At 68.4% G+C, this 23,404-nt stretch carries 20 protein-coding genes; 6 read left to right on the forward strand and 14 right to left on the reverse strand.

What is annotated here, in order from left to right; genetic code table 11:
- Positions 1-72: 72 nt before the first annotated feature.
- The 6 genes from rplA to OG361_RS23915 all read left to right on the forward strand — a co-directional run bounded on the left by rplA (position 73) and on the right by OG361_RS23915 (position 11,163).
- Positions 73-801 carry a 50S ribosomal protein L1 gene (rplA, locus tag OG361_RS23890; protein WP_384560081.1) on the forward strand — a complete coding sequence of 243 codons (729 nt, stop codon included), beginning with the start codon at positions 73-75 and terminating at the stop codon, positions 799-801.
- Positions 802-920: 119 nt separating this feature from the next.
- Positions 921-1,844 carry a hypothetical protein gene (locus tag OG361_RS23895; RefSeq protein ID WP_405856640.1) on the forward strand — a complete coding sequence of 308 codons (924 nt, stop codon included), beginning with the start codon at positions 921-923 and terminating at the stop codon, positions 1,842-1,844.
- 249 nt (positions 1,845-2,093) lie between these two features.
- Positions 2,094-2,624: a 50S ribosomal protein L10 gene (gene rplJ / locus OG361_RS23900; protein ID WP_024755372.1), complete on the forward strand. Its 531-nt coding sequence runs from the start codon at positions 2,094-2,096 to the stop codon at positions 2,622-2,624.
- 110 nt (positions 2,625-2,734) lie between these two features.
- Positions 2,735-3,118, forward strand: coding sequence for a 50S ribosomal protein L7/L12 (rplL, locus tag OG361_RS23905; protein WP_405856642.1), 384 nt, complete (start codon positions 2,735-2,737; stop codon positions 3,116-3,118).
- A gap of 547 nt (positions 3,119-3,665) precedes the next feature.
- Positions 3,666-7,148: a DNA-directed RNA polymerase subunit beta gene (gene rpoB / locus OG361_RS23910; RefSeq protein WP_384560087.1), complete on the forward strand. Its 3,483-nt coding sequence runs from the start codon at positions 3,666-3,668 to the stop codon at positions 7,146-7,148.
- 100 nt (positions 7,149-7,248) lie between these two features.
- The gene (locus tag OG361_RS23915; RefSeq protein ID WP_125744742.1) at positions 7,249-11,163 is read left to right on the forward strand and encodes a DNA-directed RNA polymerase subunit beta'; all 3,915 of its coding nucleotides are present in this window, start codon (positions 7,249-7,251) and stop codon (positions 11,161-11,163) included.
- An 82-nt stretch (positions 11,164-11,245) separates the two neighbouring features.
- Here OG361_RS23915 and OG361_RS23920 read toward each other — a convergent pair whose 3' ends face one another.
- From OG361_RS23920 to OG361_RS23985, 14 genes are all read right to left on the reverse strand, one after another.
- Positions 11,246-11,509 carry a hypothetical protein gene (locus OG361_RS23920; RefSeq protein WP_056651295.1) on the reverse strand — a complete coding sequence of 88 codons (264 nt, stop codon included), beginning with the start codon at positions 11,507-11,509 and terminating at the stop codon, positions 11,246-11,248.
- Positions 11,496-11,747 (reverse strand): hypothetical protein, encoded by a 252-nt coding sequence (locus OG361_RS23925; protein WP_405856645.1) that lies wholly within the window; start codon positions 11,745-11,747, stop codon positions 11,496-11,498. Before OG361_RS23925 ends, OG361_RS23920 begins: the two co-directional genes overlap by 14 nt.
- A 23-nt stretch (positions 11,748-11,770) precedes the next feature.
- Positions 11,771-12,709, reverse strand: coding sequence for a peptidoglycan-binding protein (locus tag OG361_RS23930; RefSeq protein WP_405856647.1), 939 nt, complete (start codon positions 12,707-12,709; stop codon positions 11,771-11,773).
- A gap of 108 nt (positions 12,710-12,817) precedes the next feature.
- Positions 12,818-13,219: an ATP-binding protein gene (locus OG361_RS23935; RefSeq protein ID WP_405856649.1), complete on the reverse strand. Its 402-nt coding sequence runs from the start codon at positions 13,217-13,219 to the stop codon at positions 12,818-12,820.
- Between the two features lie 43 nt (positions 13,220-13,262).
- Entirely contained in the window at positions 13,263-13,841 is a 579-nt protein-coding gene (locus OG361_RS23940; protein ID WP_405856651.1) for a hypothetical protein, read from the reverse strand.
- Positions 13,841-14,953 carry a hypothetical protein gene (locus OG361_RS23945; RefSeq protein ID WP_405856653.1) on the reverse strand — a complete coding sequence of 371 codons (1,113 nt, stop codon included), beginning with the start codon at positions 14,951-14,953 and terminating at the stop codon, positions 13,841-13,843. Before OG361_RS23945 ends, OG361_RS23940 begins: the two co-directional genes overlap by 1 nt.
- A gap of 12 nt (positions 14,954-14,965) precedes the next feature.
- Positions 14,966-16,102: a hypothetical protein gene (locus OG361_RS23950; protein WP_405856655.1), complete on the reverse strand. Its 1,137-nt coding sequence runs from the start codon at positions 16,100-16,102 to the stop codon at positions 14,966-14,968.
- 31 nt (positions 16,103-16,133) lie between these two features.
- Positions 16,134-17,324 carry a hypothetical protein gene (locus OG361_RS23955; RefSeq protein WP_405856657.1) on the reverse strand — a complete coding sequence of 397 codons (1,191 nt, stop codon included), beginning with the start codon at positions 17,322-17,324 and terminating at the stop codon, positions 16,134-16,136.
- A 49-nt stretch (positions 17,325-17,373) separates the two neighbouring features.
- Positions 17,374-18,567, reverse strand: a complete 1,194-nt coding sequence (locus OG361_RS23960) for a hypothetical protein (RefSeq protein WP_405856659.1) — start codon at positions 18,565-18,567, stop codon at positions 17,374-17,376.
- A 105-nt stretch (positions 18,568-18,672) separates the two neighbouring features.
- The gene (locus tag OG361_RS23965; protein ID WP_405856661.1) at positions 18,673-19,596 is read right to left on the reverse strand and encodes a phage distal tail protein; all 924 of its coding nucleotides are present in this window, start codon (positions 19,594-19,596) and stop codon (positions 18,673-18,675) included.
- A 66-nt stretch (positions 19,597-19,662) separates the two neighbouring features.
- The gene (locus tag OG361_RS23970) at positions 19,663-20,925 is read right to left on the reverse strand and encodes a tape-measure protein (RefSeq protein WP_405856663.1); all 1,263 of its coding nucleotides are present in this window, start codon (positions 20,923-20,925) and stop codon (positions 19,663-19,665) included.
- On the reverse strand, positions 20,922-22,133 hold the full coding sequence (locus OG361_RS23975) for a phage tail protein (protein ID WP_405856665.1): 1,212 nt from the start codon (positions 22,131-22,133) through the stop codon (positions 20,922-20,924). The genes OG361_RS23970 and OG361_RS23975 overlap by 4 nt, the downstream gene beginning before the upstream one ends.
- Positions 22,134-22,163: 30 nt before the next feature.
- Positions 22,164-23,057 (reverse strand): hypothetical protein, encoded by an 894-nt coding sequence (locus OG361_RS23980; RefSeq protein ID WP_405856667.1) that lies wholly within the window; start codon positions 23,055-23,057, stop codon positions 22,164-22,166.
- Positions 23,058-23,154: 97 nt separating this feature from the next.
- On the reverse strand, positions 23,155-23,367 hold the full coding sequence (locus OG361_RS23985) for a hypothetical protein (RefSeq protein ID WP_405856669.1): 213 nt from the start codon (positions 23,365-23,367) through the stop codon (positions 23,155-23,157).
- Positions 23,368-23,404: the final 37 nt, after the last annotated feature.

A 23,404-nucleotide genomic window follows, 5' to 3' on the forward strand; every position in this document is an offset into this window, starting at 1 on the left:
CCTTGTGACCTCAGTGGTAGGGCCGGCGCTGGCCCGCACCACGACTCCACACCTGAACCAACAGGAGAAGAAGTGAAGCGCAGCAAGGCTCTCCGCAGCGCGGACGCCAAGGTCGACCGCGAGCGGAACTACGCTCCCCTCGAGGCCGTCCGTCTCGCCAAGGACACCGCCGCCACCAAGTTCGACGGCACCGTCGAGGTCGCCTTCCGCCTGGGCGTCGACCCGCGCAAGGCCGACCAGATGGTCCGTGGCACCGTGAACCTCCCGCACGGCACCGGTAAGACCGCCCGGGTCCTGGTCTTCGCGACCGGTGACCGTGCCGAGGCCGCGATCGCCGCTGGCGCCGACATCGTCGGTTCCGACGAGCTCATCGACGAGATCTCCAAGGGCAACCGCCTGAACGAGTTCGACGCCGTTGTGGCCACCCCGGACCTCATGGGCAAGGTCGGCCGCCTCGGCCGCGTCCTCGGCCCGCGTGGTCTCATGCCGAACCCCAAGGTCGGCACCGTCACCCCCGATGTCGCGAAGGCTGTCAACGACATCAAGGGCGGCAAGATCGAGTTCCGCGTCGACAAGCACTCGAACCTGCACTTCATCATCGGCAAGGTCTCCTTCGACGAGACGAAGCTGGTCGAGAACTACGCCGCGGCGCTGGAGGAGATCCTCCGTCTGAAGCCGTCCGCCGCCAAGGGCCGCTACATCAAGAAGGCGACCCTGACGACGACCATGGGCCCCGGCATCCCGCTGGACTCCAACCGCACCCGTAACCTCCTCGTCGAGGAGGACCCGGCCGCGGTCTGAACCTCACCGGTTCACTGAGTGGTCAACAGGCCCTCGCCTCTTCTCGGAGAGGCGGGGGCCTGTTCTTTGTTACGGTTCAAAGAACCGTAAAGACGTTGATCAAGGGGTGGGGAACACTCATGAGCATGTCCGCATGGAAGCGCGCGGGCGTCGCCCTGACGGCCACGGCCGTCGTGACGGGTGTCGCGGGCTGTCAGGACGACGGTACGAAGGCGGCCGACGCGCCCGCCAAGCCGCAGACGCAGAGCCTGGAGGACGTCACCAAGGTCATCCAGGCCGCGTACACGAAGACCTCCGAGGCCAAGGCCGCGAAGATCCGGATGACGATCGAGATGACGGGTGCCGGCCCGGGCTCCGGCACCACCACCATGACCGGGGTGCAGGGCTGGGACCCGGCCGCGATGGACGTGACCATGTCCGGGGGCATGTTCGCCGGCGCGGATGCCGCGGGAATGCCCGAGAAGATCCGCATGATCATGCGTGACGACGTCATGTACATGGACATGGGCGCCGAGCAGGCCGCCGAGATGGACGGCAAGCGCTGGATGAAGATGGACTTCGCCGGGATGGCGAAGGAGTCCGACGCCGTCCTGGGGAAGTCGATGTCGCAGGGCCTGGGCGGCATGAACCAGGACCCGGCCCAGCAGCTCGCGCTCCTCCTCGAGGCCCCGGGCATCAAGCACATCGGCCCGGAGAAGGTCGAGGGCGTCGACGCCCAGCACTACAAGGGCTCGATCGCCTTCGAGGACATGCTGAACGCCAACAAGAGCCTCGACGGCCTCCCGAAGGCGGACCGCGACAAGCTCGTCGCGACCATGAAGGAGTCGGGGATCAAGGGCTACGACACCGAGCTCTGGGTCAACGGCGACGGCTACCCGGTCAAGATGGTCGTCGGCATGAAGATGCCCGAGGGCAAGATGAACATGACCGCCTTCTACTCCGACTACGGCACGAAGACGAGCGTCGAGGCCCCGCCGGCCAAGGACACCTTCGACTTCATGGAGATGCTCGAGGGCCTCGGCGAGGACGCCGGCCAGGGCTGATTTGCCCGAACCGCACCCCGTCACGTACGCTTCCACAGAAGCCAAAGACCGCTGGTCGTCGCTGCTCCCATTAAGGGTGCGGTGGCCGAAGGATTCGCTGAGATGCGGACGACCCGCGCAGGTGACTGTGGAAGAGTTCCCGACTCCTTGTGATTCGGTCGAGCTCAGCCCCGTGCGCCTGCGCCGGGGCGTTTTGTTTTGTTCAGCCCCTTCCGCGCGGTCCCATCACCCGGAAGGAGGCCGACGCTCATGGCAAGGCCCGACAAGGCTGCCGCGGTAGCCGAGCTCAAGGACAAGTTCCAGAGCTCGAGCGCCGTTGTGCTGACCGAGTACCGGGGTCTCACCGTTGCGCAGCTCAAGACGCTGCGTCGTTCGCTCGGTGAGAACGCCCAGTACGCCGTGGTGAAGAACACGCTGACCAAGATTGCGGCCAACGAGGCCGGGATCACCTCGCTCGACGACCAGTTCACCGGTCCGACGGGCGCTGCCTTCATCACCGGTGACCCGGTGGAGTCGGCGAAGGGTCTTCGTGACTTCGCCAAGGAGAACCCGAACCTCATCATCAAGGGCGGTGTCCTTGACGGTAAGGCGCTGACCGCCGATGAGATCAAGAAGCTTGCGGACCTCGAGTCCCGCGAGGTTCTGCTCAGCAAGCTGGCCGGCGCGTTCAAGGGCAAGCAGTCTCAGGCTGCCTCGCTCTTCCAGGCGCTGCCGTCGAAGTTCGTCCGCACCGCGGAGGCGCTTCGCGTCAAGCTCGCCGAGCAGGGCGGTGCCGAGTAATTCGGCTCGCGCATTGATCCGCGCCGCCTAGTGCGCGGGTCGCAGCGGGCCGTTACGCCCGCCTCTACATACATCCGGCACCTGCCGAATTAGTGGAAGGATCGCCCATCATGGCGAAGCTCTCTCAGGACGACCTCCTCGCCCAGTTCGAGGAGATGACCCTCATCGAGCTCTCCGAGTTCGTGAAGGCCTTCGAGGACAAGTTCGACGTCACCGCCGCCGCGGCCGTCGCCGTTGCCGGCCCCGCCGTGGGTGGCGCTGCCGCCGAGCCCGAGGCCGAGCAGGACGAGTTCGACGTCATCCTCGAGGGTGCCGGCGACAAGAAGATCCAGGTCATCAAGGTCGTGCGTGAGCTCACCTCCCTGGGCCTCAAGGAGGCCAAGGACCTCGTCGACGGCACCCCGAAGCCGGTCCTCGAGAAGGTCGCGAAGGAGGCCGCCGAGAAGGCTGCCGAGTCCCTCAAGGCCGCCGGCGCCTCCGTCACGGTCAAGTAAGACCGTTTCGGCTCGCTGAGCTGACTCCTGCCCCCGTGTAACGCGGGAGCACCGAAAGGCGATCACCCTTGTGGGTGGTCGCCTTTCGGCGTTCCCCGGGAAGGGCGTGGCGGGGTCCGTGAGGGCCGCCGGAAGCGGAGTATGGTGATCTTCGCCGTGCGCCCCGCAGACCGGGGGGCCTTGACGAACCGCACGCAGCGCGCAATTCTCAGGACGCGTCGTCACAACGATCCGTATCCGAGGCATGGATCGACGACCGAACGGGCAGTATCGAGGTGCGCCGCACGGCGCGAGTAGCGCGGAGTTGAGAGCAACGAGGGTCGCGAATTATTCGCCCTGGACATCAGTGAGCCAAGTGGCTACACTGACCCTTTGCGCTGCCTGTTAGCTGCCCTCTGCCCGTCACCAGGGGCATACCTTCGCATCCGCTTCGTGGACCGACCCCGTCTGAACTGGCCTTTTGGTCATCTCAGGAAAAGTCTGCCGCAAAGCATTGCTGGGGACCGGTACGCGCGTAGTGAGTCCGAGCCCTCGGAAGGACCCCCTCTTGGCCGCCTCGCGCAACGCCTCGACCAATACGAACAACGGCGCAAGCACCGCCCCGCTGCGCATCTCCTTTGCAAAGATCAAGGAGCCCCTCGAGGTTCCGAACCTCCTCGCGCTGCAGACCGAGAGCTTTGACTGGCTGCTCGGTAACGCCGCCTGGAAGGCTCGCGTCGAGGCTGCCCTTGAGTCGGGACAGGACGTCCCCACGAAGTCCGGCCTGGAAGAGATCTTCGAGGAGATCTCGCCGATCGAGGACTTCTCCGGGTCGATGTCGCTGACCTTCCGCGACCACCGCTTCGAGCCGCCGAAGAACTCGATCGACGAGTGCAAGGACCGTGACTTCACGTACGGCGCCCCGCTCTTCGTCACCGCCGAGTTCACCAACAACGAGACCGGCGAGATCAAGTCTCAGACGGTCTTCATGGGCGACTTCCCGCTCATGACCAACAAGGGCACCTTCGTCATCAACGGCACCGAGCGTGTCGTCGTGTCGCAGCTGGTCCGATCGCCGGGCGTCTACTTCGACTCCTCGATCGACAAGACGTCCGACAAGGACATCTTCTCCGCCAAGATCATCCCGTCCCGGGGTGCCTGGCTGGAGATGGAGATCGACAAGCGCGACCTGGTCGGTGTCCGCATCGACCGCAAGCGCAAGCAGTCGGTCACCGTTCTGCTGAAGGCTCTCGGCTGGACCACCGAGCAGATCCTGCAGGAGTTCGGCGAGTACGAGTCCATGCGCGCCACCCTGGAGAAGGACCACACCCAGGGCCAGGACGACGCGCTGCTCGACATCTACCGCAAGCTGCGTCCGGGCGAGCCGCCGACCCGTGAGGCCGCTCAGACGCTGCTCGAGAACCTCTACTTCAACCCGAAGCGCTACGACCTCGCGAAGGTCGGCCGCTACAAGGTGAACAAGAAGCTCGGCGCCGACGAGCCGCTGGACGCCGGCGTGCTCACCACCGACGACGTCATCGCCACGATCAAGTACCTGGTCAAGCTCCACGCGGGCGAGACCGAGACGATCGGCGAGAACGGCAACGAGATCGTCGTCGAGACCGACGACATCGACCACTTCGGCAACCGTCGTCTGCGCAACGTCGGCGAGCTCATCCAGAACCAGGTCCGCACGGGTCTGGCTCGTATGGAGCGCGTCGTGCGTGAGCGCATGACCACCCAGGACGTCGAGGCGATCACGCCGCAGACCCTGATCAACATCCGGCCGGTCGTCGCCTCCATCAAGGAGTTCTTCGGCACCAGCCAGCTGTCCCAGTTCATGGACCAGAACAACCCGCTGTCGGGTCTGACGCACAAGCGTCGTCTCTCGGCGCTGGGCCCTGGTGGTCTGTCCCGTGAGCGGGCCGGCTTCGAGGTCCGAGACGTGCACCCGTCCCACTACGGACGTATGTGCCCGATCGAGACCCCCGAAGGCCCGAACATCGGTCTGATCGGTTCGCTCGCCTCGTACGGCCGCGTCAACGCGTTCGGCTTCATCGAGACGCCGTACCGCAAGGTCGTCGACGGCCAGGTCACCGACGAGGTCGACTACGTCACCGCCGACGAGGAGGACCGCTTCGTCATCGCGCAGGCCAACGCCGCGCTCAACGACGACATGCGGCTCACCGAGAACCGCGTCCTGGTGCGCAAGCGTGGCGGCGAGGTCGACTACGTCCTGCCGTCCGAGGTGGACTACATGGACGTCTCGCCGCGCCAGATGGTGTCGGTCGCGACGGCCATGATCCCGTTCCTCGAGCACGACGACGCCAACCGTGCCCTCATGGGCGCGAACATGATGCGTCAGGCGGTGCCGCTGATCAAGTCGGAGGCCCCGCTCGTCGGCACCGGCATGGAGTACCGCTGTGCCACCGACGCCGGCGACGTGCTCAAGGCCGAGAAGGACGGTGTCGTCCAGGAGCTGTCGGCCGACTACGTCACGGTCGCCAACGACGACGGCACGTACATCACGTACCGCCTGCACAAGTTCTCGCGCTCGAACCAGGGCACCTCGGTCAACCAGAAGGTCGTCGTCGACGAGGGCGACCGCGTGATCGAGGGCCAGGTCCTCGCCGACGGTCCCGCCACCGAAGACGGCGAGATGGCGCTCGGCAAGAACCTGCTCGTGGCGTTCATGCCGTGGGAGGGTCACAACTACGAGGACGCGATCATCCTGTCGCAGCGCCTCGTGCAGGACGACGTCCTCTCCTCGATCCACATCGAGGAGCACGAGGTCGACGCCCGTGACACCAAGCTCGGCCCGGAGGAGATCACCCGGGACATCCCGAACGTCTCCGAGGAGGTCCTCGCCGACCTCGACGAGCGCGGCATCATCCGTATCGGTGCCGAGGTCGTCGCCGGCGACATCCTCGTCGGCAAGGTCACGCCCAAGGGTGAGACCGAGCTGACCCCGGAGGAGCGCCTGCTCCGCGCGATCTTCGGTGAGAAGGCCCGTGAGGTCCGTGACACCTCGCTGAAGGTGCCGCACGGCGAGATCGGCAAGATCATCGGCGTCCGCGTCTTCGACCGCGAGGAGGGCGACGAGCTTCCCCCGGGCGTGAACCAGCTGGTCCGCGTCTACGTCGCCCAGAAGCGCAAGATCACCGACGGTGACAAGCTCGCCGGCCGTCACGGCAACAAGGGCGTCATCTCGAAGATCCTGCCGATCGAGGACATGCCGTTCCTGGAGGACGGCACCCCGGTCGACATCATCCTCAACCCGCTGGGTGTCCCGTCCCGAATGAACCCGGGACAGGTCCTGGAGATCCACCTCGGCTGGCTCGCCAGCCGCGGCTGGGACGTCTCCGGCCTCGCGGACGAGTGGGCGCAGCGCCTCCAGGTGATCGGCGCCGACAAGGTCGCCCCCGGCACCAACGTCGCCACCCCGGTCTTCGACGGTGCGCGTGAGGACGAGCTCGCGGGTCTGCTCCAGCACACCATCCCGAACCGCGACGGCGAGCGCATGGTGCTCCCGACCGGTAAGGCGCGTCTCTTCGACGGCCGCTCCGGCGAGCCGTTCCCGGACCCGATCTCCGTCGGGTACATGTACATCCTCAAGCTCCACCACCTGGTCGACGACAAGCTGCACGCTCGGTCGACCGGTCCCTACTCGATGATCACCCAGCAGCCGCTGGGTGGTAAGGCCCAGTTCGGTGGCCAGCGCTTCGGTGAGATGGAGGTGTGGGCGCTGGAGGCTTATGGCGCCGCGTACGCCCTCCAGGAGCTGCTGACGATCAAGTCCGACGACGTGACCGGCCGCGTGAAGGTCTACGAGGCCATCGTCAAGGGCGAGAACATCCCTGAGCCCGGCATCCCCGAGTCCTTCAAGGTGCTCATCAAGGAGATGCAGTCCCTGTGCCTCAACGTGGAGGTGCTCTCCTCGGACGGCATGTCCATCGAGATGCGCGACACCGACGAGGACGTCTTCCGCGCAGCGGAGGAGCTCGGTATCGACCTGTCCCGGCGCGAGCCGAGCAGCGTCGAAGAGGTCTGACGGGAGTCCGGACCGGGGGTTCAGCGATGAACCCCCGGCCGGCCCCAGGACCCCCGTTCCAGACCCCAAGACTTACAACCCTGAGAGGGATTGACGCATAGTGCTCGACGTCAACTTCTTCGACGAGCTCCGGATCGGTCTGGCTACCGCTGACGACATCCGTCAGTGGAGCCACGGCGAGGTCAAGAAGCCGGAGACCATCAACTACCGCACGCTCAAGCCCGAGAAGGACGGACTCTTCTGCGAGAAGATCTTCGGTCCGACCCGGGACTGGGAGTGCTACTGCGGCAAGTACAAGCGTGTCCGCTTCAAGGGCATCATCTGTGAGCGGTGTGGCGTCGAGGTCACCCGCGCCAAGGTGCGTCGTGAGCGGATGGGCCACATCGAGCTCGCCGCTCCCGTCACCCACATCTGGTACTTCAAGGGCGTCCCGTCGCGCCTCGGATACCTGCTCGACCTCGCCCCGAAGGACCTCGAGAAGGTCATCTACTTCGCGGCGTACATGATCACGTTCGTCGACGACGAGCGTCGTACGCGTGACCTGCCCTCCCTCGAGGCGCACGTCTCCGTCGAGCGTCAGCAGATCGAGAACCGTCGCGACTCCGACCTGGAGGCCCGCGCCAAGAAGCTCGAGAACGACCTGGCCGAGCTCGAGGCCGAGGGTGCCAAGGCCGACGTGCGCCGCAAGGTGCGCGAGGGTGCCGAGCGCGAGATGAAGCAGCTGCGCGACCGTGCGCAGCGCGAGATCGACCGTCTGGACGAGGTCTGGTCGCGCTTCAAGAACCTCAAGGTCCAGGACCTGGAGGGCGACGAGCTCCTCTACCGCGAGCTGCGTGACCGCTTCGGCACGTACTTCGACGGTTCGATGGGTGCCGCGGCGCTGCAGAAGCGCCTGGAGTCCTTCGACCTGGAGGAGGAGGCCGAGCGCCTCCGCGAGATCATCCGTACCGGCAAGGGCCAGAAGAAGACCCGTGCGCTCAAGCGCCTCAAGGTCGTCTCCGCGTTCCTGCAGACCGCGAACAGCCCCAAGGGCATGGTTCTCGACTGCGTGCCGGTGATCCCGCCGGACCTGCGTCCGATGGTGCAGCTGGACGGTGGCCGCTTCGCGACCTCCGACCTGAACGACCTGTACCGCCGTGTGATCAACCGCAACAACCGTCTGAAGCGTCTGCTCGACCTCGGTGCCCCCGAGATCATCGTGAACAACGAGAAGCGGATGCTCCAGGAGGCGGTCGACGCCCTCTTCGACAACGGCCGTCGTGGTCGCCCGGTCACGGGCCCCGGCAACCGTCCGCTGAAGTCCCTCAGCGACATGCTGAAGGGTAAGCAGGGTCGATTCCGTCAGAACCTGCTCGGTAAGCGTGTGGACTACTCCGCGCGTTCCGTCATCGTCGTCGGTCCGCAGCTGAAGCTGCACCAGTGCGGTCTGCCGAAGGCCATGGCGCTGGAGCTCTTCAAGCCGTTCGTGATGAAGCGCCTGGTCGACCTGAACCACGCGCAGAACATCAAGAGCGCCAAGCGGATGGTCGAGCGCGGCCGCACGGTCGTGTACGACGTCCTCGAAGAGGTCATCGCCGAGCACCCGGTTCTGCTGAACCGTGCGCCCACGCTGCACCGCCTCGGCATCCAGGCCTTCGAGCCCCAGCTGGTCGAGGGCAAGGCCATCCAGATCCACCCGCTCGTCTGCACCGCGTTCAACGCGGACTTCGACGGTGACCAGATGGCCGTGCACCTGCCGCTCTCCGCGGAGGCGCAGGCCGAGGCCCGCATCCTGATGCTGTCCTCGAACAACATCCTGAAGCCCGCCGACGGCCGTCCGGTCACGATGCCGACCCAGGACATGGTCCTCGGTCTGTTCTTCCTGACCACCGACGGTGAGCTCCGTGACACCAAGGGCGAGGGCCGAGCGTTCGGTTCCACGGCCGAGGCGATCATGGCGTTCGACGCCGGCGAGCTTGCGCTCCAGTCGGAGATCGACATCCGCTTCCCCGTCGGCACCGTCGCTCCCCGCGGCTGGGTTCCCCCGGTCACGGAGGAGGGTGACGACAGCGTCGCCGCCGGTGAGTGGCAGCAGGGTGACTCGTTCCGTCTGCGGACGACCCTGGGCCGCGCGCTCTTCAACGAGCTGCTGCCCGAGGACTACCCGTTCGTCGACTACTCCGTCGGCAAGAAGCAGCTCTCCGAGATCGTCAACGACCTCGCCGAGCGCTACCCCAAGGTCATCGTGGCGGCGACGCTCGACAACCTGAAGGCGGCTGGCTTCTACTGGGCGACCCGTTCCGGCGTCACCGTGGCCATCTCCGACGTCGTCGTTCCCGAGGCGAAGAAGGAGATCGTCAAGGGCTACGAGGCGCAGGACGAGAAGGTCCAGAAGCAGTACGAGCGCGGCCTGATCACCAAGGAAGAGCGCACGCAGGAGCTCATCGCGATCTGGACCAAGGCGACCAACGAGGTTGCCGAGGCGATGAACGCGAACTTCCCCAAGACGAACCCCATCTTCATGATGGTTGACTCGGGTGCCCGAGGAAACATGATGCAGATGCGTCAGATCGCCGGTATGCGTGGTCTGGTGTCGAACGCCAAGAACGAGACCATCCCGCGTCCCATCAAGGCGTCGTTCCGCGAGGGCCTCACCGTCCTCGAGTACTTCATCTCCACGCACGGTGCCCGTAAGGGTCTCGCCGACACCGCCCTGCGTACCGCCGACTCGGGTTACCTGACCCGTCGTCTGGTGGACGTCTCGCAGGACGTCATCATCCGCGAGGAGGACTGTGGCACCGAGCGCGGTCTGAAGCTGCGGATCGCGGCCAAGGACGAGACCGGTGTCCTGCGGAAGACGGACGACGTCGAGACCTCCGTGTACGCGCGGATGCTCGCCGAGGACGTCGTCGTCGACGGCAAGGTCATCGCGCCGGCCAACGTCGACCTGGGTGACGTGCTCATCGACGCCCTCGTCAACGCGGGCGTCGAGGAGGTCAAGACCCGCTCGGTCCTGACCTGTGAGTCCGCCGTCGGTACCTGTGCGTTCTGCTACGGCCGTTCGCTCGCCACCGGCAAGCTGGTCGACATCGGTGAGGCGGTCGGCATCATCGCCGCCCAGTCCATCGGTGAGCCCGGTACCCAGCTGACGATGCGTACCTTCCACACCGGTGGTGTGGCCGGTGACGACATCACCCAGGGTCTGCCCCGTGTCGTCGAGCTCTTCGAGGCTCGTCAGCCCAAGGGTGTCGCCCCGATCTCGGAGGCGGCCGGCCGCATCCGTATCGAGGAGACCGAGAAGACCAAGAAGATCGTCGTCACCCCGGACGACGGCACCGACGAGACGGCGTTCCCGATCTCGAAGCGTGCCCGTCTGCTCGTGGGCGAGGGCGACCACGTCGAGGTGGGCCAGAAGCTCACCGTGGGTGCCACCAACCCGCACGACGTGCTGCGTATCCTCGGTCAGCGCGCGGTCCAGGTCCACCTGGTCGCCGAGGTCCAGAAGGTCTACAACTCGCAGGGCGTGTCGATCCACGACAAGCACATCGAGATCATCATCCGGCAGATGCTGCGCCGCGTGACGATCATCGAGTCCGGCGACGCGGAGCTGCTGCCGGGCGAGCTCGTCGAGCGCTCGAAGTTCGAGACCGAGAACCGTCGTGTGGTCACCGAGGGCGGTCACCCCGCCTCCGGCCGTCCGCAGCTGATGGGTATCACCAAGGCCTCGCTCGCCACCGAGTCGTGGCTGTCGGCGGCGTCCTTCCAGGAGACGACCCGGGTTCTGACCGACGCGGCGATCAACGCCAAGTCGGACTCCCTGGTCGGCCTCAAGGAGAACGTCATCATCGGTAAGCTCATCCCGGCCGGTACGGGCCTCGCCCGCTACCGCAACATCCGGGTCGAGCCGACCGAAGAGGCCAAGGCCGCGATGTACTCGGCCGTCGGCTACGACGACATCGACTACTCGCCGTTCGGCTCGGGCTCCGGCCAGGCCGTTCCGCTGGAGGACTACGACTACGGTCCGTACAACCAGTAAGTAGTGCGAACCGAAGGGCGGTCACCCCGTGTGGGTGACCGCCCTTCGGCGTTCTCATCCGGACTTCGTCATCCGGGCCCCGTCACCTCGCGGCCAGTTCCCAGACCGCGACGAGCACGCCGGCGCTCGCCGTGAGCGCGGCGATGCTGGCCAGCGGCCAGCGGGCGCGCTCCAGCGCGTCGAGCCGGGCCTCGTGGTCGGCCAGCTGCTTGTCGGTCTGGTCGCTGCGCTGCACGAGCAGCGCGAGCGAGCCGTCGACGCGGGCGAAGCCGGCCTCCAGGGTGCCGCGGAGGCGTTCCAGTTCGAGGGCGACGGCGACGGGGTCGTTCGGATCAGACTCGGTCATCGGCACCTCCCGGGGAGGACGCGGCGCTCGGGGTGCTGCGCAGCCAGGACGGCAGCAGGTTCTGCACCAGGTCGAGGGCCATCACCCGGGCCAGTCCGCCGGCGACGGCCAGCGCCCCGGCGACCCAGGGGAGGGTCGCGGGGACGCCGGACGCGTCGACGATGGCGGGGAGCACGACGGCGATGCCGACGGCGGACTGGAGGACGGTGCGGGCCGTGCGCTTGGCGGCATCGGACATCGGGGGTCTCCTCTCGTGCGGGGCTACTTCGTGTACGGGACCTTCAGCGCGCTCCAGGAGGCGGCGCCGGGCATGCCGTCGGCGTCGGAGCCGCGGAAGCCGAGCTTGTGCTGCCACTTGGCGTAGCTGCGCCGGTCGGCCTCGCTCCAGCGGGGGCCGGGGCCGACGGTGTACGCGGAGCAGCCCTCGGCGACGAGCCGGCGGCCCATCGCCGTGATGATCGGGGAGCTCGTCTCCTTGCGGAAGAACGAGGTGCCCGGGAAGGGCTGGTAGCGGGGGGCGGCGGGCTTGCCGGAGGCCGGGTTCCCGGGGGTGGGCTTGGCGGCCGGGGGGTTCTTGACGGGGGCCGCGGCGAGCCGGTTCTGCACCCGGTCGCGCAGGCCCGGCATGGCGAAGCCCTTGGGGTCGCTCTTCCAGTCGGACCACTCCAGGTGGCCGATGACGGACTTGGCGCCCCATTCGTGGGCCCGGCAGAGGGCGGCGGAGACCCGCTCGATGGCGTCGAGCTGGGCGGCCGGCCAGGGGTCGGTGCCGTTGCCGAGGTTGACGCACTCGAAGCCGTAGAAGCGGGCGTTGCCGTCGACGGCGTTGGAGCTGCCCTGGTGCTCGCGCGGGGCGGGCGGCCGGACGCCGTACGTCTCGGTGACGACGGCCTGGAGGACGGAAGGGTCGCCGCCGCCGGCGTGGTTGGCGCGGCCGCTGCCGACGAGGTGGACGGTGCCGTCCTTGGCGATCACGCCGTGGCAGAGGGGGCCGGGGAGGCCCTCGTAGCCGTTGAAGCACATCTCCACGGAGGAGGCGGTGCCGGTGGAGACGGTGTGGTGGATCATGACGCCCACCACGGGGCCCCAGGTGCCGGCGTGGTTGCGGTTGTGGGTGCGCCAGCCGGGGTGTTCGACGACGGTGACGCCTTCGGCGCGGAGCGCGGCGACGAACCGGTCTGCGGGGAGGGGAGTGGCCATCGGTTGTCCTCCAGACATGCGAGAGCCCCGGCCGTGGGGGCGCGGGGCGGGCGTACGGGTGGGGCATGAGGCATTGCGTGGGGCGGGGCGCCCTCGGTGTGCCGGGGCTTACGGGGCCGGCGCGGGCTCCGGGGCCGGCTCGGGTTCCGGGGCCGGGGCCCAGGTGGCGCAGAGCGAGGCGTAGGCCGCCCGGCGGGTCTCGAAGTCGGCGAGCGCGGCGGTGACGGCCCGCTGGACGGCGGTCGGGTCGGCCACGGCGGGGACGCCGTCCCTCGCCTCGACGACGGCCATGCCGTAGCCGCGCAGGATGGCGTCACCCGTTCCGGTCCTGGAGAACTCCGCGCTGACGTACACCGACGGGTACTGGCCGGTGATCGGGTCCAGCTCCAGGGCGTAGCCGAGACCGGAGTCGTAGACGCGTACGGAGAGGGTGTGGCCGTTCTCGATGACGGAGGCGCGGCCGGCGTAGTCGATGGCCACGCCCCAGGGCTGGGTGGGGTCGATGTTCATGGTGTGCTCCTCGATGGCCTCGTCGGCCGCGGTGGTCGGGCGGTCAGGTCTGGGTGCCGTACATGCCGACGGGCTGGGCGTAGACCGTGCCGGTGCCACTGGCGATCCTGGCGTGGATCTCGACGGTCATGACCTTGCCGAACTTGCTCGCGAAGTCGGCGAACGGCAGCAGACCCGTGTAGTCGAAGGTCTGGCCGGCGGCGACGGTCGGGCCGAACTGCACGCCGTCCACCATGACCTGCACCTGGCCCGTCGCGCCGCTGGACACCTTCGTGTACATCGACAGCCGCATCTTGGGCTGCCAGACCGGATTGAAGGACTGGGCGATGGCGGTGAAGGTCGTGCTCGTGGTGGACGGCCACTTCGCTTCCTTCAGGTGGTCCACCGGCGGCATCAGCTGCAGCCACGGCCTGGCGAGGCCGCCGGTCGCGATGTCGTCCGCGAAGAGCTCGTGGTTGTAGTCGTCGAAGACCCGCAGGACCGGCTTGTTGGTCTTGGGGGCGTTCGGGTCGGGACGGATCTCGTTGAGAGGAGGACGGGTGTTGACCGCTGTGGACAGGGCCTGGATCCGGCGCTCCATCTGGATCAGCCGGTCGATGATGTCCTCGGGCAGCAGGGCCATCAGCCCTCCTCAAGTGCGAGTTCGGCGGTGTCGGGGCGGCCTCGCTCGGCCGGCCGGACCTTCACGCCGACGATGCGATAACGGGAGTCGAAGCCCGTCGGGTGCCACTCGTCGGTGATGCGGATGCGCGCGGTGCGGCCGAGGAGCGCCGGGGGGACGATCCCGCCGAGCCGGATGCTGATCTCGGGGATCTGCACGGACCCGGACGCCGCGTCGACCGCCGCCTGGGCGAGCGAGTTCAGCGTGGCCTTGTCGCTGATGTCGTTGTGGTCCGAGGACAGGTCGAGCCGTGGCCAGAGGTCCGGGAGCGGCTTCGTCGGCCGGGCGAGGTCGGACAGAGTCGGCCGGGACTCGGCGCCGGCGTTGCTGTTGGTCGAGGCGCCGCGGGCCAGGGCCTCGGTCCCGCCGCGGGTGGCGTCGTCCGGAAGGGAGTACGACAGGATCGTGCCGGGCCGGTCGAAGACCATGTCGGTGGCGCCGGTGCGGATGGGCTTGCCGAGCCGGAGCTGGCGGATCCGCCTGCCGTCGCCCGGATCGCGGTAGACGAGGATCTGGTACTCGAAGCCGTCCTCCTGGGCACCGAGCTGGTCGAGGGCCTCCTGGTAGACGGTCTCGTCGCCGTCCCGCCAGGACGCCGTCCGCAGGACGTCGGACTTCTCCTCGAAGTCACCGACCTCGATCTTGCTGCCGCCCAGTCCGTCCGACAGCTCCGACCAGAGGCTGCGGGCGATGACGAACTGGTCGGTCGGCTGGGTGAACTGGGTCTCGAACCGGTCCGTACGGATGCGGCGCCGGGCCGCGTACGAGTCGAAGGTGGAGGCCTGGATGCCCAGGGTCACCACGCCTCGGTCACTTGACTGCAGGTTGGTGGTCCAGACGATGCCGCCCCACCACAGGTCTCCGCCGCGCTCCAGGTAGACCGTGGTGCGGCCCGGCTTGATCTTGTGGGCCCGCTCGGCGATGGTGCGGTCGGGGATCGGGACGGTGCCGGACAGGGAGCCGGCCCGGCCGATGTAGTCCTCGAACGAGACGTCCCGCAGCGGCAGGATGTCGATGGTCGTGTCGGACCAGAGGTCGCAGAAGATGGCCCGGTAGGGCGTGTCGAGTGCCATGGGACAGCCCCCTTACAGGACGTAGGTCGCGGAGATGCGGATGTTCCGGCCCGCGACGAGGGCGCCGTTGGACGACCAGGTGCGCAGGTTGATCTGACCTCCGGCCGAGATGTAGGCGCCGCCGCTGCCGAAGCCGTCGCAGGCGGAGGCCTCGTAGTCGAAGGCCGGGCGCCATCCGGAGGGCAGGGTGCACAGCGGCTCGTCGGTGATGTTGCCGGCGCTCTCGGCGTTGACGGTGGCGCCGTTGCGGGTGACGGTGACGAGGACGGTCGCGAGGCCCCGGGAGCGGCGGGCGGCGAAGGCCACCACCGTCCAGCCGGTCAGCGGGGTCACGCCGCTGGTGGTGGTCTCCACCTCCACCGGCGCCTGGTAGTTGGCCCAGGAGGTGCCGTTCCAGCGCTGGAGGGTGCCGTTGTTGTCGCGGAACTGGCCGGTGTAGCTGCCGACGGAGAGCACACCGCTGGGGGCGACGCCGCCGACTTCCTTGGGGTAGGCGACCCAGCCGTTGCCGTCCCACCGCTGGAGGTAGTGGGCGTTGTCGTTGTCCTGGTACTGGCCCGGGTAGGAGCCCGGCACACCGGCGTTGTTGTAGACGGGCAGGATGCCGCCCACGCCGACGAGGGTGGTGCGCAGGTCGGTGACGGTCCCGCCCGTCCAGATGATGCCGCCGGTGCCGGCCGAGGCCGACTTGTCCACCTTGACGGAGAAGAGGGGGAGGGAGAGCGGCGGCGCGTCCGGGGCGGTCGGCACTGCCTTCGGCTCGCCCTTGATGATCTCCAGGGCGGCTTCGCTCCTGGTCAGGTTGTCGAACTCGTCGTCGTACACGCGCAGGACGACGAGGTCGATGCGCGGGTTGATCGGGTCGCCGTCGCCGAAGGTGAGGACGGTGTCCGAATCGAGGGTGACGGGGTAGGCGCCCTGGTTGTTCGGGCCCTGGATGACGGCGCGCCCGGCGTAGACGGTCGCGCTCATCGGCCCGCTGGAGGCCATCCAGAGGCCGCCGACGCGGAACTTGCCGTCGATCGTGCCGGGCAGGATGCCGGAGCGCGAGGCGAGCGGATTGGCCGGGGTGGTGGCGCCGTGGGCGGTGAGGCGGGTGGTGACACGGGTCTGCCCGGTCGGCGGAAGCCAGCCGCTGCGCAGTGCCATGGTTTTCTCCTGTCGGGTGGGTGGATCGGGACTACGGCAGCGGGTCGACCTTGATGAAGGTGTTGTCGAAGCCGCCCGTGAGAGCGGGGGTGGTGGCGGAGATCCGGAAGAAGGCCGTGAGCGTGTACGTCGCGCCCGCGGTCAGGCCCGACTGGCGGTACGTGCTGGACGCCGAGACCATGTGCTTGCTGGCGACGACCGTCGCGTAGTCGTCCTCGAGGTCGCTGATGACCGTGGCGCCCTGGGTGAGCTTGAGCGCCATGTACGCGTAGAAGTCGGGGTTCGTCGACCGCAGCTTGGCGCCGAAGCTGATGACGACCGCCCTCGACGGCGGGGCGACGAAGTTGAGCGCGAGCGGATTGGTGATGCGGCCCGCGAGGGTCGAGGTGTACGCGGTCGACGTGGTGTCGCCGTAGTCGCGGTTGTCGACGAAGTACGGGCCCGCCACGACCGGGACCCACGTGGTGCCGTCCCAGCGCTGGAGCCGGCCGCTCGTCGAGTCGCGGTACTGGCCCGTGTAGCTGGCCGGGGTGCTGGACGCGGAGTTCGGGATGATGCTGCCGAGAGCCGACGGGTACGACACCCAGGCGCCGCCGTCCCAGCGCTGGAGCGCGCCGCCCGCGTCCTGGTACTGGCCCGGGTAGGCGCCCGGCAGGACCGCGCCCTCGACCGGGAGGATGCCGCCGAGGGCGACGACCGGGGTGCGCAGGTCCTTGAGCGAGCTGGCCCAGGGGATGCCGCCGTTGCCCGCGCTGGCACCGGCGGGGACGGTCACCTCGTACAGCGGGAGGCAGCGCGGCGGGACGACCGGGGCCTTCGGGGACTGCTCGGCGGCGCCCTGGACGATCTCGATCGTGGCCTCGGTGCGCGTCCCGCCGTCGTAGAGCTTGTCGTAGATCCTCAGGACGAGCAGGTCGATGCGGCTGTACGTGGCGTTGCCCGGCGCGAAGGTCACGACCTCGGAGGCCGGCAGCGTCACGGGGAAGACGCCCTGGGAGATCTCGCCCTGGATGACGGCCCGGCCCTCGGAGACGGTCACCGACATGGCGGCGGAGCCGAAGGTCCAGAAGCCGGAGAGCCGGTACTGGCCGCCGTACGAGCCGGGCAGGACGCCGGAGCGGACCTGGACGGGGTTGGTCATGGTGGTGACGCCGGTCTGGGTGAGCCGGGTGTCCTCGCGGGTCTGGCCGGTTTCGGTGACCCAGCTGCTGCGCAGGTTCATGGGGTTTCTCCGTTCGAAGAGTCGGGGGACGGTTCAGCGGTCGGGGGCGTCAGGACCTGACCCACTCGGCGGACAGGCTGCAGGCGTAGCCAGAGCCGCCGAGGGTCTTGATCGCCGCCGTGTGGTTGTGGAAGCCGGCGAGCTGGAGGGTCTCGCCGGCGACGAGCCTGACGATTCCGCTGCCGCCCACGGAGATGGCGCCGTTGCCGGCGGGGGTGAGCCAGGTCAGCCGGGACTGTCCGACTCCGGCGACCACGACTCGGGCGCCGCGCATGCCGGTCTGGGACTCATTGGCCCAGGTGGCGTGGGCGTTGACCCGCCACCAGCCGGTGCGCGGCACGACGTAGGTGGTGTTCGAGGTCCAGGCGGCGGCGTCGTCGACCTCCACGGTGGGCAGGTTGAGCACGGTCCAGGTGTTGGGGGCGACGCTCTGTTGCTGAGCGGTCAGCCACTGCGTCGCCGCGAACAGCACGGTCGAGGCGCCCTCGACGTACTGCCAGGCAGAACCGTTCCAGCGCTGCAGTCCGCCGCCGTTGTCCCGGTACTGGCCGGTGTAGGCGCCGTTGGTCGTGGTGCTCGGGGCGATGCCGCCGATCGCCTTGGGGTACGAGACCCAGGTCGTGCCGTCCCAGCGCTGGAGGAGGCTCGCCGAGTCCCGGTACTGGCCGACGTAGGCGCCCTTGAAGCCGCTGGTGGGCAGGATGCCGCCGAGCGCGACGACCGGCCAGTGCAGGGTGGTGACGGCGGTGGCCCAGGCGATGCCGCCGGTGCCGGCCGAGGTGCCCTTCGGGACCTTGATCGTGTAGAGCGGGATCGTGCTGCCCGCCTCGGGCTGGGGGGCGGTGGGGGTGGCCTCGGGGGTGCCCTTGACCAGTCGGATGACCGCCTCGGTGGAGCCCGTCTTGTCGTAGAGGTCGTCCACGACGGCCAGTTCGATCAGGTCGATCCGGTCGTACTGCGGGTCTCCGTCCGCGAGCGTGAAGCTCTCCGGCGCGGTGGCGGCGACGAGGTAGGCGCCCTGGGTGGTGTCGTTGCCCTGGACGATCGCGCGACCGGTGCCGATGGTGGCCTGCATGGGCGTGCTGCCGGTCAGGACGAAGCCGCCCGGCACGATGCCCGCCCGCGAGCGCAGCGGGGTCTCGTCGGCACTCTGGCCGCTGGGGGTGAGCAGGGCGGCGAGGGTCAGGCGGGTGTCCTCGCGGGTCTGGCCGGTGGGCTGGAGCCAAGCGGCGCGTACGGTCATGGGGTCACCTCTCCGAAAGGGGTCGGGTCGGGGTGGTCGGTGGGGAGGAACCGCCGACCGCCGGCGCCCGAGGGCGGCCGGCGGCGGACGGTCAGCGCGTCCCGGTCACCACTCGGCGCTGCGCCAGCGCACGGTCATCAGCGCGTCCGCGGTGCCCTCCTCGGGCCGGAAGGACAGGTCGGTGCGACCGGGGTCGAGCACGAACAGCTCCTCCGGGGTGGAGTCGGCCATCGCGGTGTGCAGGCGGGAGGCGGAGTTGTTGAGCATGACCGTGCCCGCGCGCGTGTCGACGACGAGTTCGTCGCCGGCGGTCAGGTCGATCGCGTACCGCAGTCGGCGCCTGCTGACCCGCTCGGTGACGGTCGGCATGGAGCACGGGCCGCGGAAGACGATGACCGGGTGGACCGGGGCCGAACCGGTGTTCTCGACGACGGCGTCACCGGTGCTCTTGGCCTGGCCCCAGGAGAGCGGCCAGGTCAGCGGCCAGTTGAGCCCCGACTCCGGCTGCGGGGGAGTGGTCGTGGCGATCTGCTCGTTGACGACGTACCGGCGCGGGTCGGTGGCCAGCCACTGGACGGACATGCGGGAGCTGCCCTGGGTGGCGTAGCCCTGGTCGGCGGGGACCACGCGCTGCGCGATCCGGGCGCGGACGGCGAGCAGTTCGCCGTGCAGCCGGACGGTGAGCCAGCGCTCCTCGTCGAGGAGGGCGAGCGACTGCCGCAGGGCGCGGACGGCCCCTGCGGTGCCGCCGTACTCCGGCATCAGCACGATCGTGCCGCCGACCTTGCGCGGCTTGGCGTACCGGGCGCCCGGCCAGGCGCCGTGGGAGGTGGGACGGTCGGCGTCGGCGGAGTCGTACTCGGGCAGGTCCTCCCAGCCCGACAGGCCGGACTTGTCGACGGCGAAGGGGGTGCCGGGGCCGATGAGGAGCCCGGCCCACTGCATCTGCCCGTCCTGGGTGATGAGCGAGCCGGGCGCGAGGTCGGCGGTGTAGGAGTTTCCGGCGTACGGGGTCGTGGTCTCGGCCATGGGGCCGTCACCTCACTTGGGATGGGGTCGGCGGTGGGCGGACGGGCGCGGGCTGATGCGCGGGCGTCAGCGGGCGGCGGTCGCGAGGAACAGCAGGTCCTCGGCGGTCGACCGGGGACCGGCGCCGGGCTCCTCGTGGAAGTCCCGGATGCGGTGCGGCCGCGGGAGCGGCTCGGTGAGGGCCGGGACGCGACGGTTCTCCAGCTGGGAGAGCGAGTCGATGCGGTAGTCCTCGGCGCTGCCGGGGGAGACGATGCCGCCCTCGGCGAGCATGGGGAGCTTGTCGAGTTCGACGCCGAACTTCTTGTCGGTGAGGGGGATTTCGAAGCTCAGCTTGTTGAGCCCGTCGATGATCCAGTTGACGAAGGCGATGAGGCCGTTGATCGGTCCCTTGACGACCCCGATGACGGCGCTCAGAGCGCCCTTGATCAGATCGCCGATGCCACCCAGGGCCTTGCTCACCGCGTCCTTGGCGGTCCGGAAGAAGCCGGGGATCTTGTCGGTGATCCAGTCGGTGACCGGCCGTACGGCGCTCTTGATGCCGCCGATGGTGCGGGAGGCGATGCCGCTCAGCGCGTTCCAGGCGGAACGGACGGCGGAACCGAGCCTGGAGATCCCGCCGATGGCCGATCCGACGACCTTGAGGCCGGTCCTGAAGACGGTCAGGTACGCCTTGAAGTAGGTGCCCACGGCCTGGCCGAGGAGCTTCATGAACGGCTGGATGAACTTCCAGACCGCCTGGAAGCCCTTCAGCGTCTGCTGGAAGACCTGCTTCATGATCCGCTGGCCGGTCTCGGAGTTGAGGGCCAGTTCGATGAGGTACGCCGCTACGGGGACGAGGATGCCGACGACGAAGCCGAGCGGATTGGCCCGCATGGCGACGTTGACGGCGGTCATGGCGATGGAGGCGACGGTCATGACGGTGCCGAAGGTGCCCATCAGGCCGGCGATGACGTCGGTGATGGGGAGCAACGGCAGCAGAAGGGAGAGGATCGCGCCGGCGCCGGTGCCGATCTTGCCCGCGGCCGTACGGGCCTTGCCCGCCGCGGCGCCGATCCGCTTGACACCCGCGGGGGCGGTGGACCGGCGGATCCTGGTCATGGCGGTGGCGGCGCCTGAGGCGTTCTGGCCGAGGGTGCGTACGGCGGTTCCGGCGTTGCGGATCGCGGTCGCGACGCTGCTGACGCCGCCGTCCGCGCGCCGGACGTCCTGGGTGAACCGCCGTAGGGAGTCGCCCGCCTGGCCGAGCCCCCGTTTCAGGGAGCCCATTGACGGGGCGGCCCCCCGGAAGGGGTTACGTATGCCGCCGCCGATGGCCACGGCACTCATGCGCGTGCTCCACGCGCCTTCACGAGGTACATGAGCGCTGCGGCGGTGGAGTGCGGGTCACTGTTCCGGGCCGCGTGGTAGTGCTCGATGTGCAGCCCGGTACCGGCGCCCGCGCCCTGCTGACCGCCCTGCGCCATGCGGGCGCGCCGTGCGGTCTGGGCGAGCAGCCGGTCCAGCTTGGAGAGCGGGAGGACGGCCTCGGCCTCGCCGGCCTCGGCGAGGATCGCCGGGACACCGCCGGTGCGGGGCATGACGACACCACCGGTGGCGAGCATGGGGATCGTCGGGATGTTGACGCCGAAGGTCTTGCCGCCGACGACCGGGACCCAGCCGGGGACGCTGACCTTGACCCGGTTGAGGCTGCCGATCATCGAGTTGATGAGGCCGATGACGGCGTTGATCGGGCCCTTCACACCGCTCTTGATGCCGTCGAACGCCCGGGACGCGATGTCCTTGAGGCCGTTCCAGATGGACGACATCTTGTCCTTGACGGCGGTGAACGCCTTCGGGATCGCCGACTTGATCCAGTCGACGACCGGCACGATGACGGCTTTGATGCCCTTCCAGACCGCGCTGATGACCGACTTGATCGCGTTCATCACCGTGGTGATGACCGTCTTCCAGATCTTCACGTAGGTCTTGATGACGGTCGCGACGGCCTTGACGACGGTGGAGACGGCCTTCTTGATGCCGTTCCAGACCGTCTTGATCAGGTCGCCGGCCTTCTTCATGATCGGCCCGATGGCCTTCATGACGGAGCTGATGACGGTCTTGATGGCGTCGAACGCCTTCTTCATGACCGTCTGCATCGTCTTCGAGCGCATCGCCATCTCGACGATCTTCTCGATGAGAGGCATGAAGAGTTCGAGGAGCCGGGCGAGGATGTTGCCCTTCATGGACCTGTTGAGCTTGTCCTGGCCCTTGGCCGCCTTGCCGGCGCCCGACTCGTACTTGGAGAGCTTTCCGCCGGCCGACTGAGCGGTGTCGCCGGCCTTCTTCATGGAGCGCTCGGCCTGGTCCGAGGCGGTCTTGAGGTTCTTGAGCTGAGTGGTGGAGCCCTGGGCGTTGGTACGCAGCGTCTTGAGCTGGCCCGAGGCCGACTTGCCGGCGTCGCCGACCTTCTTGACCGAGGTGCCGGCGCCGGACGCCTGCGTCTTGAGGTTGCGCAGGGAGTCGGACGCCTTCTTCATGGAACTGACGAGAGACATGGGTGTACCTCCTTTCGTGGTGTGGTGGGGTCAGCTGGCCGCGATGACTCGTTCGGCCGCCTGGGCCGCGGCCTTGAGGTTGTCGAACGCCAACTTCACGGCGTCCCCTGCCTTGGCGAGCCGCTCGGCCTCCGTCGCGGCGGACGCGAGGCCGCGGGCCTTGGGCAGCTTCTTCGGGTCGAACTTGTCCTGGGCGTCACCGAGCTTGTCGATGGCCTTGGCGAGCGTCTCGATCTCCGTGGGCTTGGCCGCGTCGGTCGCCTTGGTCACCGCCTCGACCCCGGCGGCCAGTTTCTTGAGCGCGGAGGCGCTCTTCATCTTGGCGACGGCCTTGTTGAAGTTGATGATCCGCCGGTTGATCTGGCCGAGCGCCTGCTTCAGCTCGTCGAACGTCGAGGCGGCCGGCGGGTTGGTCAGGACGGCCTGACCGGCGGCGCCCTCCCGACCCTCGACGTGTGCACGGGGCAGGATGTCGGGCCTGCGACCGTTGTCGGACATGGCGATGATGTTCGGATTGTCGCCGCGACGGAGGATCACCCTGGCGATCCACTGCTGGGTGTTCCGCTGCCACTCCTTGAAGTTGGCCAGGAACATGATGCCGAGCAGAGGGAGGAGGAAGCCCCCGATCGCGAAGGCGAAGTAAGGGAGGTAGGTCTTCCAGTCCGTTCCTTCGGCGATCTTCTCGACGCCGGCGGCGATGCCGTCGAGACCGGCGGCCTCGAGCCATTCGGTGATCGGGGCCTTCACGACCTCCTTGTGGATGTCCTCGATCTTCTCCTTGAGGAATGCCAGGGTGCCGGGGACGGTCGCCAGGTCCCCCAGTGCCCGCATCACGCTGCTGTGCTCGAGGATCTGGCGTATGTGTCCCTGGACCACGGTGATCTTGAGGTCGGCGATCAGGTTGGGGATGTCTGTTTCTGCCATGAGTTGCTCCGCTTCCGGCCGGTGACGGCCAAGCGCCGAAAAGCCCCCGCCGTAAGGAAGTCGGCAGGGGCTCGTTCGTCTGGGGCAGCGGGGGCGGCTAGGCGTCCTCGTCCCGGCGGGATCCGCGGCGCGCCGTCGCGAGTGCGTCGTTCCAGCCCGCCGTGTAGGCGACGGTCTCGCAGCGGGAGACCTCGGCGTACAGGCTGCCGAGCAACGCTCTCTTGTCGAGGGCGGCGGGTCCTTCGAGGAGCTGGCGGAGGCGGTCCTGGAGCGGGATGTGCGGTCGCGATGCCTCGGCCTGCTGAGTCATAGACGCCTGCCTTCCGGTTGCTTGCCCGTGCGTGTGT

The organism is Streptomyces sp. NBC_00090 (assembly GCF_045160815.1).
GTDB lineage: Bacteria > Actinomycetota > Actinomycetes > Streptomycetales > Streptomycetaceae > Streptomyces.